The sequence below is a fragment of the Rhodoglobus aureus genome (genome assembly GCF_039527955.1).
In the GTDB taxonomy this organism is placed as follows: domain Bacteria; phylum Actinomycetota; class Actinomycetes; order Actinomycetales; family Microbacteriaceae; genus Rhodoglobus; species Rhodoglobus aureus.
This window is the reverse complement of the sequence record NZ_BAAAKW010000032.1, coordinates 63,533-84,343: the sequence shown is the minus strand read 5'-3', so window position 1 is coordinate 84,343 and position 20,811 is coordinate 63,533. Positions and strand designations below refer to the sequence as shown.

The following is a 20,811-nucleotide window of genomic DNA, read 5'->3' as shown; positions in this document are numbered from 1 at the left end:
CTAGTTCAACAGGAACTGTTTGGTGCTCTCTGAGACGATGTCCCCCACCGAGACCTCGAGGTGGTAGCTCGCGCCCTCAGCCGTCACCACGGGGCGGTCCGACTCGCACGTGTCAGATGCCGAACGGGTGCGATCCCACTCGATCGAACTTGACTGAACGGGCACGCCAGGCTGAAGAACAATGGAGCGAGCTTCTCCCGCCGTCTGGCAGTGCTTCGAGTTCCAGATTTCGTCACTACCGCTAGTGACTACGAACTCTTGGATGTCGCTGCCGGCCTCGATCGTGCACGGCTCTGTCATGGTGCTCTTGAGCGAGAATGACAGCTGCGGCTGCTGGCCCGAGTCGTAGGCTGTGGCGTCCGTGATCGCTTCGAGGGCAAGTTTGGCAGGATCGCAGACCGTTGAGACAGTCGAATCGGTGGCGGCAGGAGTGTTCGACTCTGCGGTGGAAGTTTCGGCCGAACCAGAAGCGTCAGGGTTTGACGATGCTTTGGGACCGAAGACGATCAGCAAAATGATCGCGATCACAGCAACAAGCCCTAGCCCGACAATCAGGCGCCGGCGCCAGTAGACGCTGCTTGACTGCGGGCCAACCGGAGTGCGAAAGCTCGACATACCGTAAGGCTAAGCGTCTATTGCCTCTAAAGCCGCTTCAGCATGCGCGTGTTGCCGAGGGTGTTGGGTTTCACACGGGAAAGATTGAGGAATTCGGCCACACCCTCGTCGGGTGACAGAGAAAGCTGTGCAAACACGGCAGGGTCAACGAGTTCTTCGTTGACGGGCTCAAAGCCATGGCGCCTGAAGAATGCTGTCTCGAAGGTGAGGCAGAAGAGGCGCTGAAGACCGAGGGCGTGTGCATCCCGTTCGATGTGTTCGAGCAGCACATGACCAACACCCTTACCCAACCATTCGGATGCCACAGCCAACGTTCGCACTTCGGCAAGATCATGCCACATCACGTGCAGGGCGCCGCATCCGATCACTCGACCATCAGGGGCCACCGCTACCCGAAACTCTTGCACAGCTTCATAGAAGACGACGAGGTCTTTGCCGAGAAGAATACGGTCGTTGACGAGCGGCTCAACGAGGATCTGGATCGTCTGCACGTCGGCTGTTGTGGCGGGGCGCACACGAAATGAGGTCACGAAGTAACGCTAGTGCCCGGCACGCCTGTTAACGACGAAGTGGCTGGGGCGCCCTGTTTGGTGCGTCCCAGCCACTCATCGTTCAACCGTGAGGTTTAGGCTTCGACCTCGGCGGGTTCCTTTTCGGGGAGCCCAGGCTGGCGGCTGGTCGTGAAGATGAACTCGTTGTTGACGAAGTCCACATGCACGTGGTCACCCGCGTTGAGTTCACCGTGCAGAATCTTCTCGCTCAGGCCGTCTTCGACTTCGTGCTGTACTGCGCGGCGAAGCGGTCGTGCACCGAGGGTGGGGTCGAACCCGATATCGATGAGACGCTCCTTGGCAGGAACAGTGAGCTCGACGGTGAGGTCGCGATCCATCATGCGCTCGGAGAGACGCTTGATGAAGAGGTCGACAATCTGCAGCAGTTCTGGCTTGCTGAGCTGCGGGAACACGATGGTCTCATCAACACGGTTAAGGAACTCAGGCTTGAAGTGCTTCTTGAGTTCTTCAACAACCTTGCCGCGCATGCGGTCGTAGCTTGTTGCAGAGTCACCTTCCACTTGGAAGCCCATGGGGCCAGCTGTGATGTCCTTTGTGCCGAGGTTGGTGGTCATGATGATGACGGTGTTCTTGAAGTCCACTACGCGACCCTGGCCATCGGTCAAGCGACCCTCTTCGAGGATCTGCAGGAGCGAGTTGAAGATGTCGGGGTGAGCCTTCTCGATCTCGTCAAACAGCACAACACTGAATGGCTTGCGGCGCACCTTTTCGGTGAGCTGGCCACCCTCTTCGAATCCTACGAATCCGGGAGGGGCACCGAACAATCGAGAAACGGTGTGCTTCTCGCCGTACTCACTCATGTCGAGGGAGATCATGGCCGACTCGTCGTCAAACAAGAACTCGGCGAGCGCCTTAGCAAGTTCAGTCTTACCAACACCGGTCGGACCGGCGAAGATGAACGAACCACTGGGGCGGGCGGGGTCTTTCAGACCGGCACGCGTGCGGCGGATGGTCTTGGAGAGAACCGAGATGGCTTCCTCCTGACCGATGACACGCATGTGGAGTGCCTTCTCCATGAAGATGAGTCGGCTGGACTCTTCTTCGGTGAGCTTGAACACGGGGATGCCGGTGGCAGCCGCCAACACTTCGGCGATGAGGCCTTCGTCTACGATTCCGCTCGAGCCAACGTCGCCCGATTTCCACTGCTTCTCGAGGCGCAGTCGCTCCCCAAGCAGCTTCTTTTCTTCGTCGCGCAGACTCGCAGCCTTTTCAAAGTCTTGGCCTTCGATTGCGCCCTCTTTTTGGCCACGAACTTCGGCGATCTTCTCGTCGAATTCCCGCAGTTCGGGGGGTGCGGAAAGGATGGAGAGGCGTAAACGTGCGCCCGCTTCATCCAAAAGGTCAATTGCTTTGTCTGGCAGGAACCGGTCGGCGACATAGCGGTCGGCGAGGTTCGCGGCAGCAACGATTGCACCGTCGGTGATGGACACCTTGTGGAAGGACTCGTACTTGTCGCGGAGCCCCTTCAAGATGTTGATGGTGTGCGGCAGGTTGGGTTCGTGCACCTGCACCGACTGGAAGCGACGCTCAAGCGCGGCATCTTTTTCGAAGTGCTTGCGGTACTCGTCGAGAGTGGTGGCACCAATCGTCTGGAGCTCCCCCCGGGCCAGCAGTGGTTTGAGGATGGAGGCGGCGTCGATTGCGCCCTCAGCGGCACCGGCACCCACGAGGGTGTGGATTTCGTCGATGAAGACAATGATGTCGCCGCGGGTGCGGATCTCTTTCGTGACTTTCTTGAGGCGCTCTTCGAAGTCTCCGCGGTAGCGGCTTCCGGCGATGAGCGAGCCAAGGTCGAGCGAGTAGAGCTGCTTGTCTTTGAGCGTTTCGGGTACATCACCGTGAATGATAGCGAGCGCGAGTCCTTCAACAACAGCGGTCTTACCCACGCCGGGCTCGCCGATAAGCACGGGGTTGTTCTTGGTGCGACGGGAGAGGATCTGCATAACGCGTTCCATCTCTTTCTCGCGGCCAATTACGGGGTCGAGCTTGCCGTCGCGTGCCGCCTGGGTGAGGTTGCGGCCGAACTGGTCAAGTACCTGCGAGCCCTTGTCGGGCGTCGCGTCGTTTCCGCCAACGGCTACCGCCTCTTTGCCTTGGAAGCTGCCGAGGAGCTGGATGACCTGCTGACGCACCTTGTTGAGGTCGGCGCCGAGCTTGACGAGAACCTGAGCGGCAACGCCTTCACCCTCACGGATGAGGCCGAGCAGAATGTGCTCGGTGCCGATGTAGTTGTGGCCGAGCTGGAGCGCTTCACGCAGGCTCAGCTCAAGAACCTTCTTTGCGCGCGGGGTGAAGGGGATGTGGCCGGTCGGCTGCTGCTGACCCTGGCCAATAATGTCTTGCACCTGCTCGCGCACAGAGTCGAGTGAAATGCCCAGTGACTCGAGTGCCTTCGCGGCGACTCCCTCGCCCTCATGGATGAGGCCAAGCAGAATGTGCTCCGTGCCGATGTAGTTGTGGTTGAGCATCTTGGCCTCTTCTTGGGCCAAAACGACTACCCGACGGGCGCGGTCGGTAAATCTCTCAAACATCTTTTCGCTCCTTTGATACCGCTACGAATTCGGTACCGATATAACGAGAGTAACCAGTGAAATGGTGAAATAGTCCGGTGTTCGCCCTAGGCGTTACTGTCTGCGGCTAGCGCTCAGGGATGCGGACGCCCGAGCCCGCGCCGGGCAGAAGTTGCGCGCCACTTGGGCTGCACTGGCTGGGGCGACGAGATCGTCGCGAAACGCTAGAGCTCCCCGGACAGGCTCGCCGATCCCAGCGCGGTGACCCGCAACACGATTGCTTCGTCGGGACGCAGCGGCGGCACATCGATTCCAACCGAGCTGAGCACGGTGCCCGTCAGTGTGATCTCACCGTCGGCCCACCAACCGGGCGCAGTGCCGGGATAGGTCGCTGCGCGAGCACCAACATCCACCGGGCTGACTCGGTAGCTGCCTTTGGGGTCGAGGCCGGGTAGTCGGCGCGTGGGCCGCACCGAATCGCGTGGGGTTGCAAGGCATGTGATCCAGAACACGGCGTCGGTGGCCTCGCGATCAACCACTCCCGTGACGATGGGATCAGCATAGTCATCGCCACGTACCACTCGTCCTGAGTGGATCAGCCCACGCAGCGAGCGGTACGTTCCCGCCCAGGTGCGCAATGCATCCCTCTCGGCATCGCTCGTGGTGGTGAGATCCCATTCGATACCCGAATGCCCCATGAGCGCAGACGCGAGCCGGAAGCTCAGCGAGAGAGACCGGCCCGAGGTGTGCGCGGGCGATGAACCAACATGCGAGCCCAGGTACTCGAAGGGCACCAGCAAATTGGTCCAGCGCATGATCGAGAACCGGTCGTGCGCATCGTTGGTGTCGGATGGCCAGACGCGCTGAACGCGTTCGAGCATTCCGGCATCCACTCGGGCACCGCCCGAGGCACAGGACTCGATTTCGACGTGTGGGTAGCGCTCACGCAACTCATCCATCAGCCGGTAGGTCGCGGCGACATGACGGTGCACCGAACCACCGAGCAGGTCGCGGTTCATATCCCACTTGAGATAACTGATCGCATAATCGTCAAGCAGCGCGGAGATCGCGTCACGCACATGCTCTCGAGCGGCGGGGTTGTCGAGGTCGAGCACGAACTGGTTGCGCCACGACTTAGGCAGCGGTCGATCGTCGTCTCGCAGAATCCACTCCGGATGCTCGCGCGCAACCTCCGAGTCAAGAGAGACCATCTCGGGCTCCACCCACAGGCCGAACTGCATTCCGCTGGCCGTCACCCGGTCAACGAGCGGAGCGAGGCCGTCGGGCCACGACGTGGCATCCACCGTCCAGTCTCCGAGGGCACGCTTGTCGTCGGTGCGGCCGGTCATCCAGCCGTCGTCGAGCACAAAGCGCTCAACTCCCACGTCGGCTGCCGCATCGGCGAGCGCCGCCAGCTGCTCCCCGTTGTGGTCGAAGTACACCGCTTCCCACGTGTTGAGGGTGAGTGGACGCGGAGTCGAAGGGTGCGCTGGCAGGCCGCGGAACCAGGAATGGAATCGGTCGCTGAGGCCGTCGAGACCGGCATCCGACCACGCTGCGTAAACCCACGGGGTCTCATGACTTTCGCCAGTTGAGAGCCGAAGCTCACCGGGGGCAAAGAGCTCTGCGGCGCCAAGTGTTGTGATGCCGAGTGCAGTGCGATCGATCCAGATGCGAGTGTCGCCGCTGGTGCCGAGGTGCATCGCCCAGACTTCGCCGGCACGGAAACCGAAGTCGGGTGTTCCCGCCACGGTGAGGTAGGAGTCGTCGTGGCCGCCGCGTCCATGGCGCGATTCGCGCAGCCATGTGCCGTAGTCGATAGCGGATCGCTGAGGGGCACGTTCGGCCGCCCAGATTCCGCTGAAGTCGAGTCGCTCGCGCGCAATGGGCGGCAGCGGAAGAGTGGTCGCGAGCGTCGTGAGCTCAAACGGCTGTGTGGCGGTGTTGGTGATACGAGAACGGCTGCGAAGCACAGCACTCGAGGAGAGCTCGAACTCGATGATGAGTCGCAGTGCCGCGGCATCCGGCGAGCCTGCTAGGTCGCATTCCCCGGTAGACGCGCCCGATTCTTGCACTACAGTCGACTCGTTCTCGGAGCGATAATCGACCAGCGTGATCACGACGCGGTCGGGCTGCACATGCTCGATGCTCTCGGTGCGAAGCGCCGGTCGGCGCACTCGCCCACCTCGGTCCCCTCGCCCATCGTGCCCTTCGCACCCGCCGCGCTCATCCCCCACAACGCTGCGATCGTGGCGGCCCTCAAGCCCCGGCAAGCCAGTCCAGCCCTCGGCAAGCAGGGGAACAATGCTCAGCCGGAGGGGTTCGTCGATTGAGCTCGGGCCGACAGCGCGTTCGCGCGAGCGCACAAAGTCGTGCAGTTGCTGTGGCGAGAGTTCTCCGAGATCTGCACCCCAGTGCGTGATCGACGGCACGCCCGCGCCGCGGGTGTCCAGCATGAGGCTGGTACCCGCGGCACGGAGGTGAATAACGTCGTTCGTGTTATTCGTTGACGGCAATCGATGCAGCCTTCATGGCGTCAATTGTCTTCTGTTGACCCGTCTTCAGTGCATCCGTGAGGGTGCCTGAGCCGGAGATTGCGGCGGAGAATCCGTCAGCAACATCCGTGTAGGTCTGCGTCATCGTCGGTCCCCAAGTGAAGTCGGGGTTGACCTGGGCTCCAGCAGCGGCGAACACATCGTAAATGTTCTGCCCACCATAGAAGTCAAGGCCCTCGGAGAATACCGGCAGGTCTCCGCCAGCCTTCGTCGCCGGGTAGATGTTCGCTGTCTTGTTCATGCTTGTCAGCGCTTCTGGATCAGTGTTCAGCCAGAGTGCGAACTGTGCAGCCTCGTAGGGGTGCTTGCTTCCCTTGAGTACCGCGGTGCTCGATCCGCCCCAGTTACCTGCAGCAGAGTCGCCAGCGTTCCACTGCGGCATCGGAGCTACGGCCCAGTTGCCCGCGGTGTCAGGTGCGCCACTCGTGATGGTGTTTGCACCCCATACTGCAGAAACCCAGCTCCAAACTTCACCGGTGTTGTAGCCGTTGTTCCACTCATCGGTCCACGGCGGAAGGGTTGCCACGAGATCGTCATCGAGCAGTCCCTGCCAGTATTCGGCAACCTTGGTCGACTCGGGAGAGTCGAGGGTTACATTCCAGGCCTCTCCATCGTTTTCGAACCACTGGCCGTCGGCCTGCCATACGAGACCAGCGAATGCGTTGATGTCGCTCTGCGAGAAGTTGGTGATGTAGCCGCCCTCTTCGCGAATCTTCTTGGCTGCCGCAGCATATTCGTCCCATGTCGTCGGGATGGCGATGCCAGCCTTTTCGAACAGGTCGGCACGGTAGAACAGAGCCTCGGGGCCGGTGTCTTGCGGGATTGCGTACACTGCGTTGTCTTCGCCAAATGTTACTTGGCTCCACGTCCAGTCAATGAACTGGTCTTGAGCATCCATGACCCCAGCGCAGTCGGCGATGTTAACCACACCGTCTTGGACGCGGAAGTTGGGCAGCGCGTCGTACTCGATCTGGCCGAGATCGGGAGCGTTACCCGCTTCGATCTGGTTGAAGAAGTTCTTGTACGTTCCGCCGTTACCGTTCGGACCGGTCTGAACCTCAACCTGAATGTCGGGGTTCTTCGCGTTCCAGATTGCTGCGGCATCTTCCATGCCGGGCAACCAGCTGGTGAAGTTGAGCGTCACTGGTCCCTCTGACGGAGCACAGGCGGCGGCGTCAGTGCCACCGTCTGTGCTTGCGCCGGACGAACATGCTGAGAGTGCGAGAGCGGAGACGAGCACCAATGCTCCTCCGGCTCGAGCCATGCGATTAGTCATGCGAGTTCCTTCCTAGTGATTCTTCGTGGTGCGGGGTTCCCTCGGGGTAAGCCGAGTGGCTGTGTGGGGCAATCATTTGATTGCGCCCGTTCCCAATCCGCTGCGCCAAAAGCGCTGCAGGCTGAGGAAAGCGATGATGAGCGGGATGATCGACAGCAGTGCGCCAATGATCACTAGCGCCCGAATTTCAGGGATCTGGCTAACTTGGCTGTTCCAGATGTAGAGGCCAAGCGTTACCGGGAAGAGCTCTTCGTCACGGAGCATGATCAGCGGCAAGAAGAAGTTGTTCCAGATCGTCACGAACTGAAAGAGGAAGATCGTGACCATGGCCGGCATCATCAGTCGCGTTGAGACCGTGAAGAAGGTACGGACCTCTCCCGATCCATCGATGCGCGCAGCTTCAACCAACTCATCAGGAACACTCGAAGTCGCATAAATGCGCGCGAGGTAGACCCCGAAGGGGCTGACTAGGCTGGGCAGGAAGACCGACCAGAAGGTGTTGGTGGCCCCGACCTGGCTGAAGACGAGGAACAAGGGCAGTGCGAGCGCAGTGGCCGGAACCAGCACGCCGCCCAGAATGACGTTGAAGATTGTCTCGCGACCGCGGAACGCATACTTCGCGAGTGCGTAACCCGTCATTGTCGCGAAGAGGGTAGCGATCGCGGCACCAGCACCGGCGTAGAGCACGCTGTTGAGCATCCACTGGAAGAAGAGGCCGTCACGGTAGTTCGCGAGGGCGCCGATGTTCTCTATGAGGTTGAAATCAGCGAACCACAGTGGTGCCGAAGAAATGAAGTCGCTGCGGTCTTTCGTTGCCGCAACGAAAAGCCACCAGATCGGCACGAGAAAGTAAAAAGTACAGATGGCCATGACGAGCATGGCACCAGCCCGCGAGAACAGGCTTTCGCGCGGTCCGCGAACTCGCTTTGCCGCTGAAGTCGTTGAGGTACTCATCAGTCAGCCTTTCGTTGGGTGAGCTTGAGCACGGTGAACGAGAGCGCGAACGTGAGCAGCGCGAGCACGACCGAGAATGCGGCAGCGAGGTTCACATTCGGCACCGATGCGGTCGAGTAGATGAGCAGGTTTGGTGTGTACGTGCTGGTGACGGCCGACGTGAAGCTCTTGAACACTTGTGGTTCGGCAAGCAGCTGCAGCGTTCCAATGATGGAGAAGATCGAGGTCAGGGTGATAGCGGGGGCGATCAGCGGGATCTTGATTGACCACGCGATACGGGCCTGCGAAGCACCATCGAGGCGGGCTGCCTCATAGATTTCGCTCGGAATCGCGAGGAGCGCCGAATAGATGATGATCATGTTGTAGCCCACGAACACCCACGTGACGACGTTGGCGATTGACCACAGCACCAAATCGGCACCCAAGAAGTTGATCTCACTCGTAATCGCAGTGAACGGCGACAGGTTGGGCGAGTACAAGAATCCCCACATGACCGCAGCGATAACGCCGGGCACCGCATACGGGGCGAAGAAGGCGAGCCTGAAGAAGCGCTTGCCCTTGACGAGGGGCGAGTCCAACAACAGCGCAAGCAGCAGTGCGACACCGAGCATGATCGGCACCTGAACAACTCCGAAGCCAAGCACGCGAAGAATGGATGCCCAGAACGCGTCATCCTGGAACACTCGTGCGTACTGCATGAAGCCGCCGAACACCTCCGTCGGCTTACCGAAGGTGCCCTCACGCTCGACCGTGAGCAGCGACTGATAGATCGCCACCAAAATGGGGACGATGTAGAACAAGCTGAACAGCACGGCGAAAGGCGCAACAAAAAACAGCACAGCACCACGGTTTTTGGTCACCGCCCGCTTGCGGGTCGGGGGTTTTGCAACGCTCGTGCTCATCGCGTAGCTCCTTCTTCAGCAGTCAGGTGGATGACGCGAACGCCCCCGGCAGGAACAGTCACCAAACCTGTGACCGTAGACTCCGTCAACAATTCTGCGCCGTTGGCAGGGAAAGAAATCTCGCGCGCGCTGTGATTAATCACGAAACGGAACCGGTCAGAATCATTCGACCGGGTCACCACCTCAACGCCCGCAGGAAGATCAAGCTGTTCAACGTCGGCTTCATCGAGTGCGCGACCCATCAGATCGGCAAAACTTGCCTCGTCGAGCGCGGTAGCCACATACCAGGCCGCTCCCGAACCGAAACGGTTGCGGGTGATGGCCGGCCCACCGGGCACCGGGCCGCTCGCGAACTCGGCTACGACATCCGCTGTGGTTGGTCGCACGTGTTCGGCCCAGGTCGTGGCGAGTCCCCCGTCGTTGAGTACGAGCTCGGTCTGGGGCGTGACGGGGAAGAACTGTTCGGTCCAGGCACCCACGAGGCTGTGGAATGCCCCGGGAGGCGTTTCGCCGGTGGGATCGAGCCGGATGCCGTCAGTCTCGTCGACGATGCCCGAGAAGAACGTGACAACTGCTACGCCACCGGCCGCGACAAAATCAGTGATGACGTCGACGCTGTGGTCGTTGACAAGGTAAAGGCTCGGGACCACAACGAGCTTGTAGTCGTCGAGCGGAGCACCGGGCGCAACAACATCAACGGTGACTCCGTTGGCGCGCAACGCTTCGTAGGCGGCGTGCACTTGCTCGAGATACTTCACATCTTCTGACGGCTGCGAGTCACCCTCGGCCGCCCACCAGGCTTCCCAGCTGAAAACTAGAGCGACTGATGCCTCGACCCGAGTGCCCGCGAGAGACTCGAGCGCGTGGAGTTTCGCACCCAGGTCGAGGGTTTCACGCCAAATGGAGGTGTCAGTGCCGGCGTGAGGAAGAAGCGCCGAGTGAAATTTTTCGGCACCGTGTCGTGACGCACGCCACTGGAAGAAGCAGACAGTGTCTGCACCCCGAGCAACGTGGGTCAACGTATTACGCAACATCTCGCCGGGATGTTTGGCGAGGTTGTGGGGCTGCCAGCTCACTGCGCTGCTGGCCTGTTCCATAAGAATCCAGGGCTCACCGTGAGCGAGACCGCGGGTCAGGTCGGCAGCAAAGGAGAGTTCACTGACCGGATGCGGCAATCGGTGATCAAGGTAGTGATCGTTGGCGATCACATCCATGTCGCTCGCCCACTGCCAGTAGTTCTGACTGCGGATATGAGCGGTGACCATGAAGTTCGTCGTGACGGGGATCGAGCTCACCGAACGGAGAAGTGCTGCCTCGCCGCGGAAGTAATCGAGCAGTTCGTCTGAGCTGAACCGGGAGAAGTCGATGCGCTGGGCGGGGTTCGCCGACGAGAGAACTGTGCGCGGAGGCAGAATCTCATTCCAGTCGCTGTAGCGCTGGCTCCAAAATGCGGTGCCCCAGGCTTCGTTGAGCGCATCAATTGTCGAGTAGCGGGCGCGAAGCCAGACGCGGAACGCGGCTGCCGAGGTGTCGCAGTAGCAGTGCGCGTTGTGGCATCCGAGCTCGTTGGAGACGTGCCACATGGCCAGCGCCGGGTGCGAGCTGTAGCGCGCGGCGACCTTCGCGACGAGGCCGAGGGCTGCGGCACGGAATTCGGGCGAACTCGGGCACCAGCCTTGACGGCCACCCTGCCAGCGGCGGGTGCCATCAGCTGCGGTTGGCAGAATGTCGGGGCGCGCGGTGGTGAGCCACGCGGGCGGTGATGAGGTTCCGGTGCCCAGATTGACGCGGATGCCGGCAGAGTGCAGCAGATCCATGATCGCGTCGAGGCGGTCGAAGGAGTACTGTCCTGGCCGCGGCTCAATCTCGGCCCAGCCGAAAATGTTGATCGCTACGAGGGTGACCCCGGCCTCGTTCATGAGGGCGACATCCCGGCGCCACACGTCTTCGGACCACTGCTCAGGGTTGTAGTCACACCCGAGCACTAGGGACTCTGGTGACCAGCTCGCGACGCGATCTGCGCGGGGTGTGGTCACGCGTGCCTCCTTTGGCCTCCAACTCGACTGCTAGTGCATCGAGTCTTTTATTCTGCTGACGTTTTTCTGTGAGCGTGCACAGAACGTGGCCCAAAAGAATCTGTGTGATTTTCTGGGAGCGTGCACAGACTAAGCGAGGATCAATTGAAGTGTCAAGCTTTCGGCGTGTCTGTGAGCGTGAACAGCCCCGCAAAAGCGGGGAAGCCGCGCACTGCTGTGGGCGATAGCATTGGGGCATGGCAACACCACGGGCCCGACCGCGCCGCGCGACAATCTTTGATGTCGCAGCAGAGGCGAATGTCTCCCGCGGCACCGTATCGCGCATGCTCAACGGCGAACCCTACGTCTCCGACTCCGCTCGCGAAGCCATCGAGAAGGCCATCGCTAAGGTCGGTTACGTGCGCAACATGGCCGCTCGTAACCTGGCCACCCAGCGCTCCAAGGCAATCGCGCTCATCGTGCACGAGCCCCACTCTGTCTTTCTCGAAGATCCCAACATCGGTGCGATTCTGTTGGGTACCAACGAGCGACTCTCCGAAGCCGACTACCAACTTGTGTGCCTCATCATCGGCTCCGACCGCGACAGCACCCGCATCGCCGAGTACCTCCGCGGCGGATTCGTCGACGGTGCAGTCATCGTCTCCGCGCGCGAACACGATCCCATCGCCGATGCCATCACCCACATCGGCCTCCCCGCCGTTTTCGTCGGCCACCCCGAGAGCGCCCCAGACATGCCGTACGTCGGCATCGACAACCGAGGTGCCGCCCGCGATATCACCCGCGAACTCCTCGCAACCGGTCGCAAGCGCGTCGGCATGATCGCCGCTGCCCTCGACCGCGACTCTGGTAGCGAACGCCTTGCCGGCTTTCGGGATGCCATGGGTGACGACTTCGACGAACGCCTGGTTGTCGATTTTCCGCTGTACTCTCGCACGAGCGGCGTTGAGGGAATGAAGACCCTTCTCGAACGCGCAGATGACATTGATGGAGTGTTTGCGGCATCCGATGCTGTTGCTGCCGGCGCCATGGATGTGTTGCGAGAGAGCGGCCGCTCGGTGCCCGGTGATGTCGGAATTGTCGGCTTTGACGATAGCGATTGGGCGCTTCGGTGCCAGCCTCAACTATCGACAGTGCGTCAGCCTGCCGACCTATTGGGGCGCGAGGCAGCATCGATGGTGCTCGAGCTGGTGAATGGCGTGACGCCTGAGACTCCGGGGCGCATCTTGCCCACTGAAATTAAGCTGCGCGGTTCAGCCTAAGACTGGATCGTAGTGTCGACGCGAGCGACAGCTTTGGCACGCTCTTCTGCTTCGATCTTGGCGTAGCTGTTTCGCTCGGTGCGATCGGAACGCATGATGGACCACATCACGAGCCAGAAAATGAGCCCGACGGCAATCGTGGGCACGACGGAGAAGATCGCGTTCGACCAGTAATCTTGGGGCACGTGTTCAGCCTAACCGTTCAGCAGGGTGACAATGGCGATGAGTACAACAAGTCCCACGAGAGTCACAGTCATGATGAGGCGCGACGATTTGCGGTCCATTACTGTGCCTTCACCAGTACACCGACGATCCCGGTAACCACCATGAAGATTCCTATTCCGGCCACGATCACCCACAGCGCAATGCGCATGGGAGCGATCGTGGACTTCTTAGGCGTCTCCGGAGTTGCAGGCGACTCGGAATTCTCTGGCATCTCAGGCTCGGTCATGACTGCTACTTCACCAGCGGGAAGAGGATCGTCTCACGGATGCCGAGCCCGGTGATGGCCATCAGCAGGCGGTCGACGCCGACACCGATTCCACCGCTTGGCGGCATGCCGTGCTCGAGGGCGCGAATGAAGTCTTCGTCGAGGCGCATTGCTTCAACGTCGCCCTCGCTAGCCAAGAGTGCTTGCTCAACGAAGCGTTCTCGCTGGATGACCGGGTCGACGAGTTCGGAATAGCCGGTGGCCAACTCGAAACCACGGATGTAGAGATCCCACTTCTCGACAACACCGTCGATGCAACGGTGGTTGCGCACCAACGGGCTTGTGTCGACGGGGAAGTCCATGACGAAGGTGGGGCGGTCAAGGCCGGGCTTGACGTAGTGCTCCCACAATTCTTCGACATACTTTCCGTGCGTGGGCTGCGTGATCTCAATGTCAACGGCATCCGCAAGCTTCTTCAACTCGGCGGCCGGGGTGTGCGGGGTGATGCTGAGCCCTGCTGCCTCGTTGAGGGAGTCGTACATTGAGATTCGTGCCCAGTCGCCGCCGAGGTCGTATTCGGTGCCGTCGGTGAGCGTGACGAGCGTCGAGCCGGCCACCGCGAGCGCAGCGTTCTGCACGAGCTCTTGAGTAAGATCAGCCATCTGGTTGTAGTCGCCATAAGCCTGGTAGGCCTCAACCATGGCGAATTCCGGTGAGTGAGTGGAGTCTGCGCCCTCGTTGCGGAAGTTGCGGTTGATCTCAAAGACCCGCTCAATGCCACCGACTACGGCACGCTTCAAGAACAGTTCAGGCGCGATGCGCAGGTAAAGCTCGGTGTCGAACGCGTTCGAGTTGGTTACGAACGGTCGAGCGGATGCCCCACCATGCATGGTCTGTAGCATCGGAGTTTCGACTTCGAGGTAGTCGTGTCCGGCGAAGGTCGCGCGCAGGCTGGAGTTGACCTTGGCGCGGGCGCGCACCGTGAAGCGGGCCTGCTCGCGAACGATGAGGTCGAGGTAGCGGCTGCGGACGCGCTGTTCGTCGCTCAAGTCTTTGTGAAGGTTGGGCAGGGGGAGCACTGCCTTAGCGGCGATCTTCCACTCCTTGACCATGACCGACAGCTCACCGCGACGGCTCGAAATGATCTCACCGTTGACGAAGAGGTGGTCACCGAGGTCAACGAGTTCTTTCCACAGTGCGAGGGCGTCTTCGCCAACCTCACCGAGCGAGACCATGACCTGGATGCGCTGGCCATCGCCAGCTTGCAACGAAGCGAAGCACAGCTTGCCGGTGTTGCGCAGGTGCACAATGCGGCCAGCAAGACCGACAACGTCACCGGTAGTCGCATCCGCTTCAAGCTCCGGATACTTGGCGCGCACAGCAGGAATGCTTGTGGTGATTGCGACGCCAACCGGGTATGCCTCAGCGCCCAAATCGATGAGTCGCTGACGCTTCTCTAGCCGAACAGCTTTCTGTTCAGAAACTTCGGCTTCGGTAGGGTCTGGAGCGTTTGCGGCGTCATTCACGCCCTCAATCGTAGCCGGGTTGCGGCTACCGCGCCGCGCCGCGAAATCCCTCGAAAAACTCGCCGTCGTCTAGCCGACGTAGAGCGAAGAGTTGTCGATCAGGCGAGTGTCTCCCACGCGTGCAGCGACGATCGCCGTGGCCGGTCCACGGAAGCCATCTGGCACCGGCATGAACGTGTCAGTATCGACAACGGAGAAGTAGTCGAGCTCGGCCCGAGACTCGCCCATGAGTGCACCCTGCGCTGCCGCAATCACTGCATCGAGCCCGCTATCAGCGGCCGAGGTTGCAGCCTTCAGCGCGGTCGACAGAATGGTTGCTGCTTCGCGCTGACTGGCATCCAAGAACTGGTTGCGACTAGAGAGCGCGAGGCCGTCGTCGTCGCGAACTGTTTCGATGATCTCCATGCGCACTGGGATGTTGAGATCGGTGATCATGCGGCGAACCAGAAACAGTTGCTGGGCATCCTTCTGGCCGAAGGTCACGAACTGCGGTGCGGTAATCGTGAGCAGTTTTGCTACGACAGTGAGCACGCCGTCGAAATGGCCGGCGCGCGACTTGCCTTCGAACGTTGTGCCGATTTGGCCGGCCGAAATAGTGGTGGAGGTTGGCCCCTTCGGGTACATCTCCTCGACACTCGGCGCGAACACGTAGGGCACGCCGAGCTCGCCAAGCATGTCGAGATCTTCATCCATGGTGCGCGGATACTTGTCGAGATCTTCGCTGGCACCGAACTGGGTTGGGTTCACGAAAATCGACACGACGCACACATCGGCGAGCTCTGCGGCACGCTCAACATGAGCCACATGCCCGGCGTGCAAAGCACCCAGCGTCGGAACGAGCGCGATGGTGCGGCCGGCGTCACGCTCATGGGCGATCACGTCGCGCATGCCAGCGACGGTCTCGATAACTTGCGGGCGGGGGTGTGAGCTCACGAGGGGTCCTCCTGTGAATGGGGCCTCGAATCGGGGTCGAACGAGGTTAGGTCCGTCGAGGACAGATCGATCGTAGTCGCAGTTGCGCCCGCGAGCGCACTTTCAACGGACGACCGCAACAGCGGGCCGAGCACGCGGGCGGGGTTTTCTACGCCAACATTCTCGAGCAAATCGAGGGCTTGCCCAACGATCGCTGCCGAAAAACTGGTTGCCGTGCTGACCGCTTCGGCCCACGCAGCGCGCTCGCTTTCGGCAATCACAATCGGCTCAGCACCCATCTCAACGACGAGGGCTTGCGCGATCGGCAACACTGGTGTCGGTGCGCTAACCGCACAGTAAGTTTCGCGAAGGCGGGTGAGATCGAGACTCGTTCCCGTGAAGACCATGGCCGGATGCACGGCTAACGGAATCGCGCCAGCAGCCAAGGCCGGAGCAAGCGCGCCATAGCCGAGCCCCGGTGCCGTGTGCAGCACGAGTTGACCTGGTTGCCACACCCCGGCAGCGGCAAGACCACGGGCGAATGACTCAATCTCCGACTCCGGAATCGCAAGAATTACTAGCTCACTGCGCTCAACCAGGGTGGGGATGTCGAGCACGGGAACGTCGGGCAAGATTGCGCTGGCACGTTCCAAGTTTCGCTCGGACGTTGCCGCGATCCCGACGATGGCGTGCCCGGCGCCCGCGAGCGCAGCGCCCAGAATCGGGCCCACTTTTCCCGCTCCAATGATGCCGATACCGAGTCGGCCTGCTGCCTGAGCCACTAGATCTGTTCCGTGGAAGTCGGCGTGAACGGGATGGACGGGGTGGGGGTTTGGGGCATCGATGGTTCTGCGGTCGCGTCCTCTGCGGCAGGATCCTCGGCGGCGGCGACGGGGGTGCGCTCGGCACTCCCGCTGCGCCAGCGATGGCTTGTGTCCACACTGGCCGACTGCACTGCGGTGCGCGAAACTTCGTTGAAGAACTCGATGACGTCGTTGCGATCGAGGGCACCGATCGTCGCCGAAATGGGGCCGGCGACGGTGTGCACGCGCAATTCCGCGAGCCCCATCCGACGCAGCAGCGGACCTTCACTCATACTGACGCTCTGCATGCGCGCTTGGGGAACAAGCACGAGCGAACGCCAGATTGCTCCCTTTCGCAGGGCTACGGCATCCGAGATCATAGTGAAGCCGTTGCGACGCCAGGCGAACCAGCGCAGTGCCCTTGCCCGCTTCGGCGACGTCACAAAAGCGTCATCGTGGGCGCCGACGGCAAGCCCCGCTTCCAGCAATTCACGAGACTTTTCATCGGCGAGACTTGGCAGGATCAGCTGGAGCACGCGGTGCACATCGGCCATGTCACCAACGGGAAGCAGTGTGGTCTTCGCCGCTTCTCCGCTTGAGCTGGACCCCTGCGAGGCGGTGTTGATCTTGATCTCCCACCACCCGGCCGGGCGCCACAGCAGCGGCTGCGACACCTCAACAGCGTGGATGCGCCCCGGGGGCAACGTTTCGTTGGTGGTCGACAGCAGCCCATAGCCCACCCGAATTCCATCGGTGGTTGACGCGATCGAGTACCGCAGTGATTTGGTCAGCCGCGAGACAAGGTAACCGCCAAGACCGAGCACACCAGGCAGGAACGCTAACAGCCAACCGTAGTGACCCGTCACACTGATTGTCACGATGATTCCGATGGCAACCAAAATTGCGATGATCGTCGCTTCGCTCAGCACGACAGAGCCGATTAGTCGAGGCAGGCTGATGCGCACAATCGACTCGGGTGGTGCCGCATGCGGGTCGAGCTCGGGCGCAAGAAACTCGTTCACGCGCTTCTCGACCAACCCAACGTGCTCGCTGTCGCTGGCGCCTTCACCCGCTGCTGTGGCGGCTGCAGCAGCTTCGGCCGCACGTGTTCCCGAGGCAAGCTGCAAGATGGCGAGGCGCAGGTCGTCGGCACCGCGGGAGCTCAGGTAGGCGAGCTCGACATTGGCATCTTGACCAGCAACATTCACTTCCAGCTTTGCCGCGCCAAAGAGACGGGCAAACAGGGGGCGCGAAATATTGATGCCCTGAATGCGGTCGAGCCTGCCACGACGATTGGTGCGGAACAGGATGCCGCTGCGCACCTCAACCAGCTCATCGGTGATGCGGAAGGTGTTCATCCGCCATGAAAAGTAGAACCCGAGAATGCTCAGAACAAGCACGGCGAGGACAATGAGGATTGCCGGAATTAGCAGCCCGGAATTAGCAAGACGACCGAACGGTTCAAACTCGTTCTGGTCGTTGAAGAGCACGCCGATAAAGAAATCGCGCGCGTTCACGATGATCACACCGATGATGGCGATGAGCGCGATGCCTCCGCGCAGCAGTGGGGTCGCCGGGTGCAGCCGGTGCCATTCGCCGTCGGCTAGGCGTTGCACCTCAGCCGGCAGCGCGGCGATGTTTTCGGCAGGGGAAGCAAGCCCGGGAGTCTCCCCCGGGGCAGTCCAGGCCGACGTTTCGGGTGAGGGCCCCTGACCCGGCTCCGACTGATCGCCGTTGAGCTCGCTCACAGCCCTGCCCGACGGCTCTCTGCCAGGGCGACGAGCGTATCTCTCAACTCCTCGGCGTCCTGCTCAGGCAAGCCAGGAATGACGACACCGGTGGATGCCGCAGCAGTCACAAATTTGAGTTCGCTCAAGCCAACAGCACGATCGAGGGGTCCGCGGTTGATGTCAACGAGTTGCATACGGCCATAGGGCACAGCAACCACGCGGCGGAACATCAGCCCGCGTCGAAACACGAGGTCATCGGCGCGCAGCATGTAGCCGATTGCACGCACGCGTCGCGGGGTGAGCAGGATGTTGATGAGGAAGATGACGCCAAGCGAGATGGGGATCGCGGCGAACCACTGAATGCCCGTCAGGAACGCAGGAATCGAGGTTACTGCGGCCACAATCAGGCCAAAGATGATGAGGCCAACAACCTCAACCACAATGTACTTGCGCGAAACTCCGCGCCACTCGGTGTCGGGTAGGTCCAGTCGCTCGGTCACGCTGCTCCTTGGGGATCCATCGGATTCTTCGATGACGAGTCTTCATCATCGGGCGGAATTGTGCACAAATGTTCGGCAACGAGTCCCGCGACCAGCAACCCTACCGCGCCGCCAGAAACGACAAAACTTGCCGTAATCGACCCTGCGCCTGGCGAGACCGTACGGCTTAGCAGGTAGAAGGCGATCGCCAACGCGCCACCTCCGAGCAGGGCTCCGGAGAAGCTTGAGGCCTTGGCTAGAACCACCACACGCAGTGCAAAAAAGGGGTTGACCCGTTGGCGACGCAAGCCCCGCGACGAGCGGTAGATGGGCACGGCAAGCACCACCACAACGACGGCGATGAGCGCCAAGGACACGGCCAGAGAAATCGACGGGATCACAATCGGGCGACCCGATGCCGTCAACAACACTTCGAGCAGCCATCCCACCCCAGCGCCGACAGCCGCCAGCAGGATCAGGTGCAGTGGCGAGGTGCGGCTCACCACAGTGGCTCCGCCTCAAACTCGGTGGCGTCATTCTCAATGCCGGCAAGGAGGTCAGCCGCACGGCCGATTCCCGGCAGCATGGCACCAGGGTCGAGTTGCAGCCACGGCACAAGAACAAAGGCACGCTCGGCGGCCCGCGGGTGCGGAATCGACAGCAGTTCGTCATCCACCAGCACGTGCGCGAACGTCACAATGTCGATGTCGAGCGTGCGGTCACCCCAACGCTCTTCGCGCACCCGACCATGGTCGGCCTCGATGCGCTGCAGGTGCTCAAGCAGGGCGTGGGGCTCCAGCGCGCTGCGAGCTAACACCACCGCATTGAGGTACGCGGGCGCCGAGTGGTCGACGCCGGCGAGCTTCAGGGCAGGGGTTTGAACAAGGCTGGATGCGGCATCCACTGATACGCCGTCGACGGCGTTGATGGCACGCACGGCATCGCGCAGGGTCGACTCGCGATCGCCCAGATTGCTGCCGAGGGCAAGCACGAGCGGCAACTCGACCCGAAGTCGTTGCTGCCGGATCACGAGAGGCGTTGTGGATCTGCGCTAAAGCCGGCGGTGTGAGCGGGGGCTGTGCGGTGACGCGTGATGGTGACAGAGACGTCATCGAAGGGCACTGTGATCGGCGCCGACGGCTTGTGGATGGTGATCTTGGTACTCACCGCTGCATCGTGGGAAAGCACAATTGTCGCTACGCGCTCGGCGACAGTTTCGATGAGATCAACCGGGTTAGTTTCGACAGCCGAGACGATCTGCTCGGCCAGCTCACCGTAGTGGATGGTCTTGCCCAGCTCGTCGGTGCGTGCTGCGGTCGACAGGTCGAGGTAGACCGTCGCATCCACAATAAAGACTTGGCCGGTGCGACGCTCGTGGTCGAAGACGCCGTGGAAGGCGGTGGCACGCAGCCCGGTGAGAGTGATTTCGTCCAGTGCTGGCTTCATCGTTTCTTGCCCTTCTGCATCGCCGTGTACACGGAAAGTGCGACCTCTGTTGACGGTACATCGTGCACCCGTACACCCCAAGCGTTGGCCTGCGCGGCAATGTTGCTGATCACTGCTGTGGCAAGGTCGCGGTCGGTGGTGGTCGCATCCGCCGGAAGAAGTTTGCCGAGAAAGCGTTTGCGTGATGCACCGATGAGGAGGGGGTAGCCGAGCGATGACAGCTCATCGAGTCTGGCCAACAGCGCCCAATTGTGGCGAGCGGTTTTCGCAAAACCTAGGCCGGGATCGAGAACCACACGCTCGGGTTTGACACCCCACACCATCATCTCGGCGAGGCGATCTTTTAGCTCGGTGCGCACATCGGTGACGACGTCGTCGTAGTGGGCTAAATTGGCCATCTCAGTGCTGTGCCCCCGCCAGTGCATGGCAATGTAGATCAGATCGGTTGCGGCAACCGTGCGGTACATCTCAGGGTCGGCAAGGCCGCCAGAGACGTCGTTGATGATGGATGCTCCGGCCTTCGCCGCGGCCAGTGCAGTCTCGGCATTCATCGTGTCGATGCTCACCGTCACGCCCTCAGCCGCGAGCGCCTCGATCACGGGGATCACTCGCGCCTGCTCGTGAGCTGGCGGCACCCGTTCGGCACCGGGGCGCGTTGACTCTCCGCCGACATCCACCACATCTGCACCCTGGTCGCGAAGCTCGAGGCCGTGGGCGATAGCCCGATCAACGCGCTCGAACTGGCCGCCATCGCTAAAAGAGTCGGGGGTCACATTGAGAATGCCCATCACCCGAGGAACAGGCAC

The 20,811-nt window shown here is 61.3% G+C and carries 20 protein-coding genes; 1 reads left to right on the top strand and 19 read right to left on the bottom strand.

From position 1 onward, the window contains the following. The 8 genes from ABD112_RS09655 to ABD112_RS09620 all read right to left on the bottom strand — a co-directional run bounded on the left by ABD112_RS09655 (position 1) and on the right by ABD112_RS09620 (position 11,420). A complete protein-coding gene (locus ABD112_RS09655; RefSeq protein ID WP_343925371.1) occupies positions 1-615 on the bottom strand; it encodes a hypothetical protein in 615 nt (204 codons plus the stop codon). A gap of 26 nt (positions 616-641) precedes the next feature. Then, entirely contained in the window at positions 642-1,145 is a 504-nt protein-coding gene (locus ABD112_RS09650; RefSeq protein WP_343925370.1) for an amino-acid N-acetyltransferase, read from the bottom strand. Between the two features lie 95 nt (positions 1,146-1,240). Further along, on the bottom strand, positions 1,241-3,718 hold the full coding sequence (locus tag ABD112_RS09645) for an ATP-dependent Clp protease ATP-binding subunit (protein ID WP_343925369.1): 2,478 nt from the start codon (positions 3,716-3,718) through the stop codon (positions 1,241-1,243). 203 nt (positions 3,719-3,921) lie between these two features. Then, complete coding sequence (locus ABD112_RS09640) at positions 3,922-6,213, bottom strand: alpha-galactosidase (protein WP_343925368.1); 2,292 nt, start codon at positions 6,211-6,213, stop codon at positions 3,922-3,924. Beyond that, positions 6,197-7,528, bottom strand: a complete 1,332-nt coding sequence (locus tag ABD112_RS09635) for an ABC transporter substrate-binding protein (RefSeq protein WP_343925367.1) — start codon at positions 7,526-7,528, stop codon at positions 6,197-6,199. The genes ABD112_RS09640 and ABD112_RS09635 overlap by 17 nt, the downstream gene beginning before the upstream one ends. Before the next feature lie 72 nt (positions 7,529-7,600). Then, complete coding sequence (locus ABD112_RS09630; protein WP_343925365.1) at positions 7,601-8,482, bottom strand: carbohydrate ABC transporter permease; 882 nt, start codon at positions 8,480-8,482, stop codon at positions 7,601-7,603. Continuing rightward, complete coding sequence (locus ABD112_RS09625; protein WP_343925364.1) at positions 8,482-9,384, bottom strand: carbohydrate ABC transporter permease; 903 nt, start codon at positions 9,382-9,384, stop codon at positions 8,482-8,484. Before ABD112_RS09625 ends, ABD112_RS09630 begins: the two co-directional genes overlap by 1 nt. Then, the gene (locus ABD112_RS09620) at positions 9,381-11,420 is read right to left on the bottom strand and encodes a beta-galactosidase (protein ID WP_343925362.1); all 2,040 of its coding nucleotides are present in this window, start codon (positions 11,418-11,420) and stop codon (positions 9,381-9,383) included. The genes ABD112_RS09625 and ABD112_RS09620 overlap by 4 nt, the downstream gene beginning before the upstream one ends. A 236-nt stretch (positions 11,421-11,656) precedes the next feature. Between ABD112_RS09620 and ABD112_RS09615 the strand changes: the two genes are divergently transcribed. Then, positions 11,657-12,679, top strand: a complete 1,023-nt coding sequence (locus tag ABD112_RS09615; RefSeq protein ID WP_343925360.1) for a LacI family DNA-binding transcriptional regulator — start codon at positions 11,657-11,659, stop codon at positions 12,677-12,679. Here ABD112_RS09615 and ABD112_RS09610 read toward each other — a convergent pair. From ABD112_RS09610 to folP, 11 genes are all read right to left on the bottom strand, one after another. Next, complete coding sequence (locus ABD112_RS09610) at positions 12,676-12,864, bottom strand: hypothetical protein (protein WP_343925358.1); 189 nt, start codon at positions 12,862-12,864, stop codon at positions 12,676-12,678. The genes ABD112_RS09615 and ABD112_RS09610 overlap by 4 nt on opposite strands. A gap of 98 nt (positions 12,865-12,962) precedes the next feature. Next, entirely contained in the window at positions 12,963-13,130 is a 168-nt protein-coding gene (locus ABD112_RS09605) for a hypothetical protein (RefSeq protein ID WP_343925356.1), read from the bottom strand. A gap of 5 nt (positions 13,131-13,135) precedes the next feature. Beyond that, positions 13,136-14,635: a lysine--tRNA ligase gene (lysS, locus tag ABD112_RS09600; RefSeq protein ID WP_343925354.1), complete on the bottom strand. Its 1,500-nt coding sequence runs from the start codon at positions 14,633-14,635 to the stop codon at positions 13,136-13,138. Positions 14,636-14,704: 69 nt separating this feature from the next. After that, positions 14,705-15,568 carry a pantoate--beta-alanine ligase gene (gene panC / locus ABD112_RS09595; protein ID WP_343925352.1) on the bottom strand — a complete coding sequence of 288 codons (864 nt, stop codon included), beginning with the start codon at positions 15,566-15,568 and terminating at the stop codon, positions 14,705-14,707. Then, positions 15,565-16,329, bottom strand: coding sequence for a DUF2520 domain-containing protein (locus ABD112_RS09590; protein ID WP_343925350.1), 765 nt, complete (start codon positions 16,327-16,329; stop codon positions 15,565-15,567). Before ABD112_RS09590 ends, panC begins: the two co-directional genes overlap by 4 nt. Then, positions 16,329-18,098 (bottom strand): PH domain-containing protein, encoded by a 1,770-nt coding sequence (locus ABD112_RS09585; RefSeq protein ID WP_343925349.1) that lies wholly within the window; start codon positions 18,096-18,098, stop codon positions 16,329-16,331. Before ABD112_RS09585 ends, ABD112_RS09590 begins: the two co-directional genes overlap by 1 nt. Further along, a complete protein-coding gene (locus ABD112_RS09580) occupies positions 18,095-18,580 on the bottom strand; it encodes a PH domain-containing protein (protein WP_343925347.1) in 486 nt (161 codons plus the stop codon). Before ABD112_RS09580 ends, ABD112_RS09585 begins: the two co-directional genes overlap by 4 nt. Then, positions 18,577-19,065 (bottom strand): DUF3180 domain-containing protein, encoded by a 489-nt coding sequence (locus ABD112_RS09575; RefSeq protein WP_343925345.1) that lies wholly within the window; start codon positions 19,063-19,065, stop codon positions 18,577-18,579. Before ABD112_RS09575 ends, ABD112_RS09580 begins: the two co-directional genes overlap by 4 nt. Continuing rightward, the gene (folK, locus tag ABD112_RS09570; RefSeq protein WP_343925344.1) at positions 19,059-19,589 is read right to left on the bottom strand and encodes a 2-amino-4-hydroxy-6-hydroxymethyldihydropteridine diphosphokinase; all 531 of its coding nucleotides are present in this window, start codon (positions 19,587-19,589) and stop codon (positions 19,059-19,061) included. The genes ABD112_RS09575 and folK overlap by 7 nt, the downstream gene beginning before the upstream one ends. Beyond that, positions 19,586-20,005, bottom strand: coding sequence for a dihydroneopterin aldolase (folB, locus tag ABD112_RS09565; RefSeq protein ID WP_343925342.1), 420 nt, complete (start codon positions 20,003-20,005; stop codon positions 19,586-19,588). The genes folK and folB overlap by 4 nt, the downstream gene beginning before the upstream one ends. Further along, positions 20,002-20,793, bottom strand: a complete 792-nt coding sequence (folP, locus tag ABD112_RS09560; RefSeq protein ID WP_343925415.1) for a dihydropteroate synthase — start codon at positions 20,791-20,793, stop codon at positions 20,002-20,004. Before folP ends, folB begins: the two co-directional genes overlap by 4 nt. Positions 20,794-20,811 lie beyond the last annotated feature (18 nt).

Excerpts from the sequence above, each read along its gene's own strand:
- ABD112_RS09625 (WP_343925364.1), bottom strand. The coding sequence starts at position 9,384 with ATGAGCACGAGCGTTGCAAAACCCCCGACCCGCAAGCGGGCGGTGACC.
- ABD112_RS09615 (WP_343925360.1), top strand. The coding sequence starts at position 11,657 with ATGGCAACACCACGGGCCCGACCGCGCCGCGCGACAATCTTTGATGTC.
- ABD112_RS09655 (WP_343925371.1), bottom strand. The coding sequence starts at position 615 with ATGTCGAGCTTTCGCACTCCGGTTGGCCCGCAGTCAAGCAGCGTCTAC.
- ABD112_RS09645 (WP_343925369.1), bottom strand. The coding sequence starts at position 3,718 with ATGTTTGAGAGATTTACCGACCGCGCCCGTCGGGTAGTCGTTTTGGCC.
- ABD112_RS09635 (WP_343925367.1), bottom strand. The coding sequence starts at position 7,528 with ATGACTAATCGCATGGCTCGAGCCGGAGGAGCATTGGTGCTCGTCTCC.
- ABD112_RS09630 (WP_343925365.1), bottom strand. The coding sequence starts at position 8,482 with ATGAGTACCTCAACGACTTCAGCGGCAAAGCGAGTTCGCGGACCGCGC.
- ABD112_RS09605 (WP_343925356.1), bottom strand. The coding sequence starts at position 13,130 with ATGACCGAGCCTGAGATGCCAGAGAATTCCGAGTCGCCTGCAACTCCG.
- folB (WP_343925342.1), bottom strand. The coding sequence starts at position 20,005 with ATGAAGCCAGCACTGGACGAAATCACTCTCACCGGGCTGCGTGCCACC.
- folP (WP_343925415.1), bottom strand. The coding sequence starts at position 20,793 with ATGGGCATTCTCAATGTGACCCCCGACTCTTTTAGCGATGGCGGCCAG.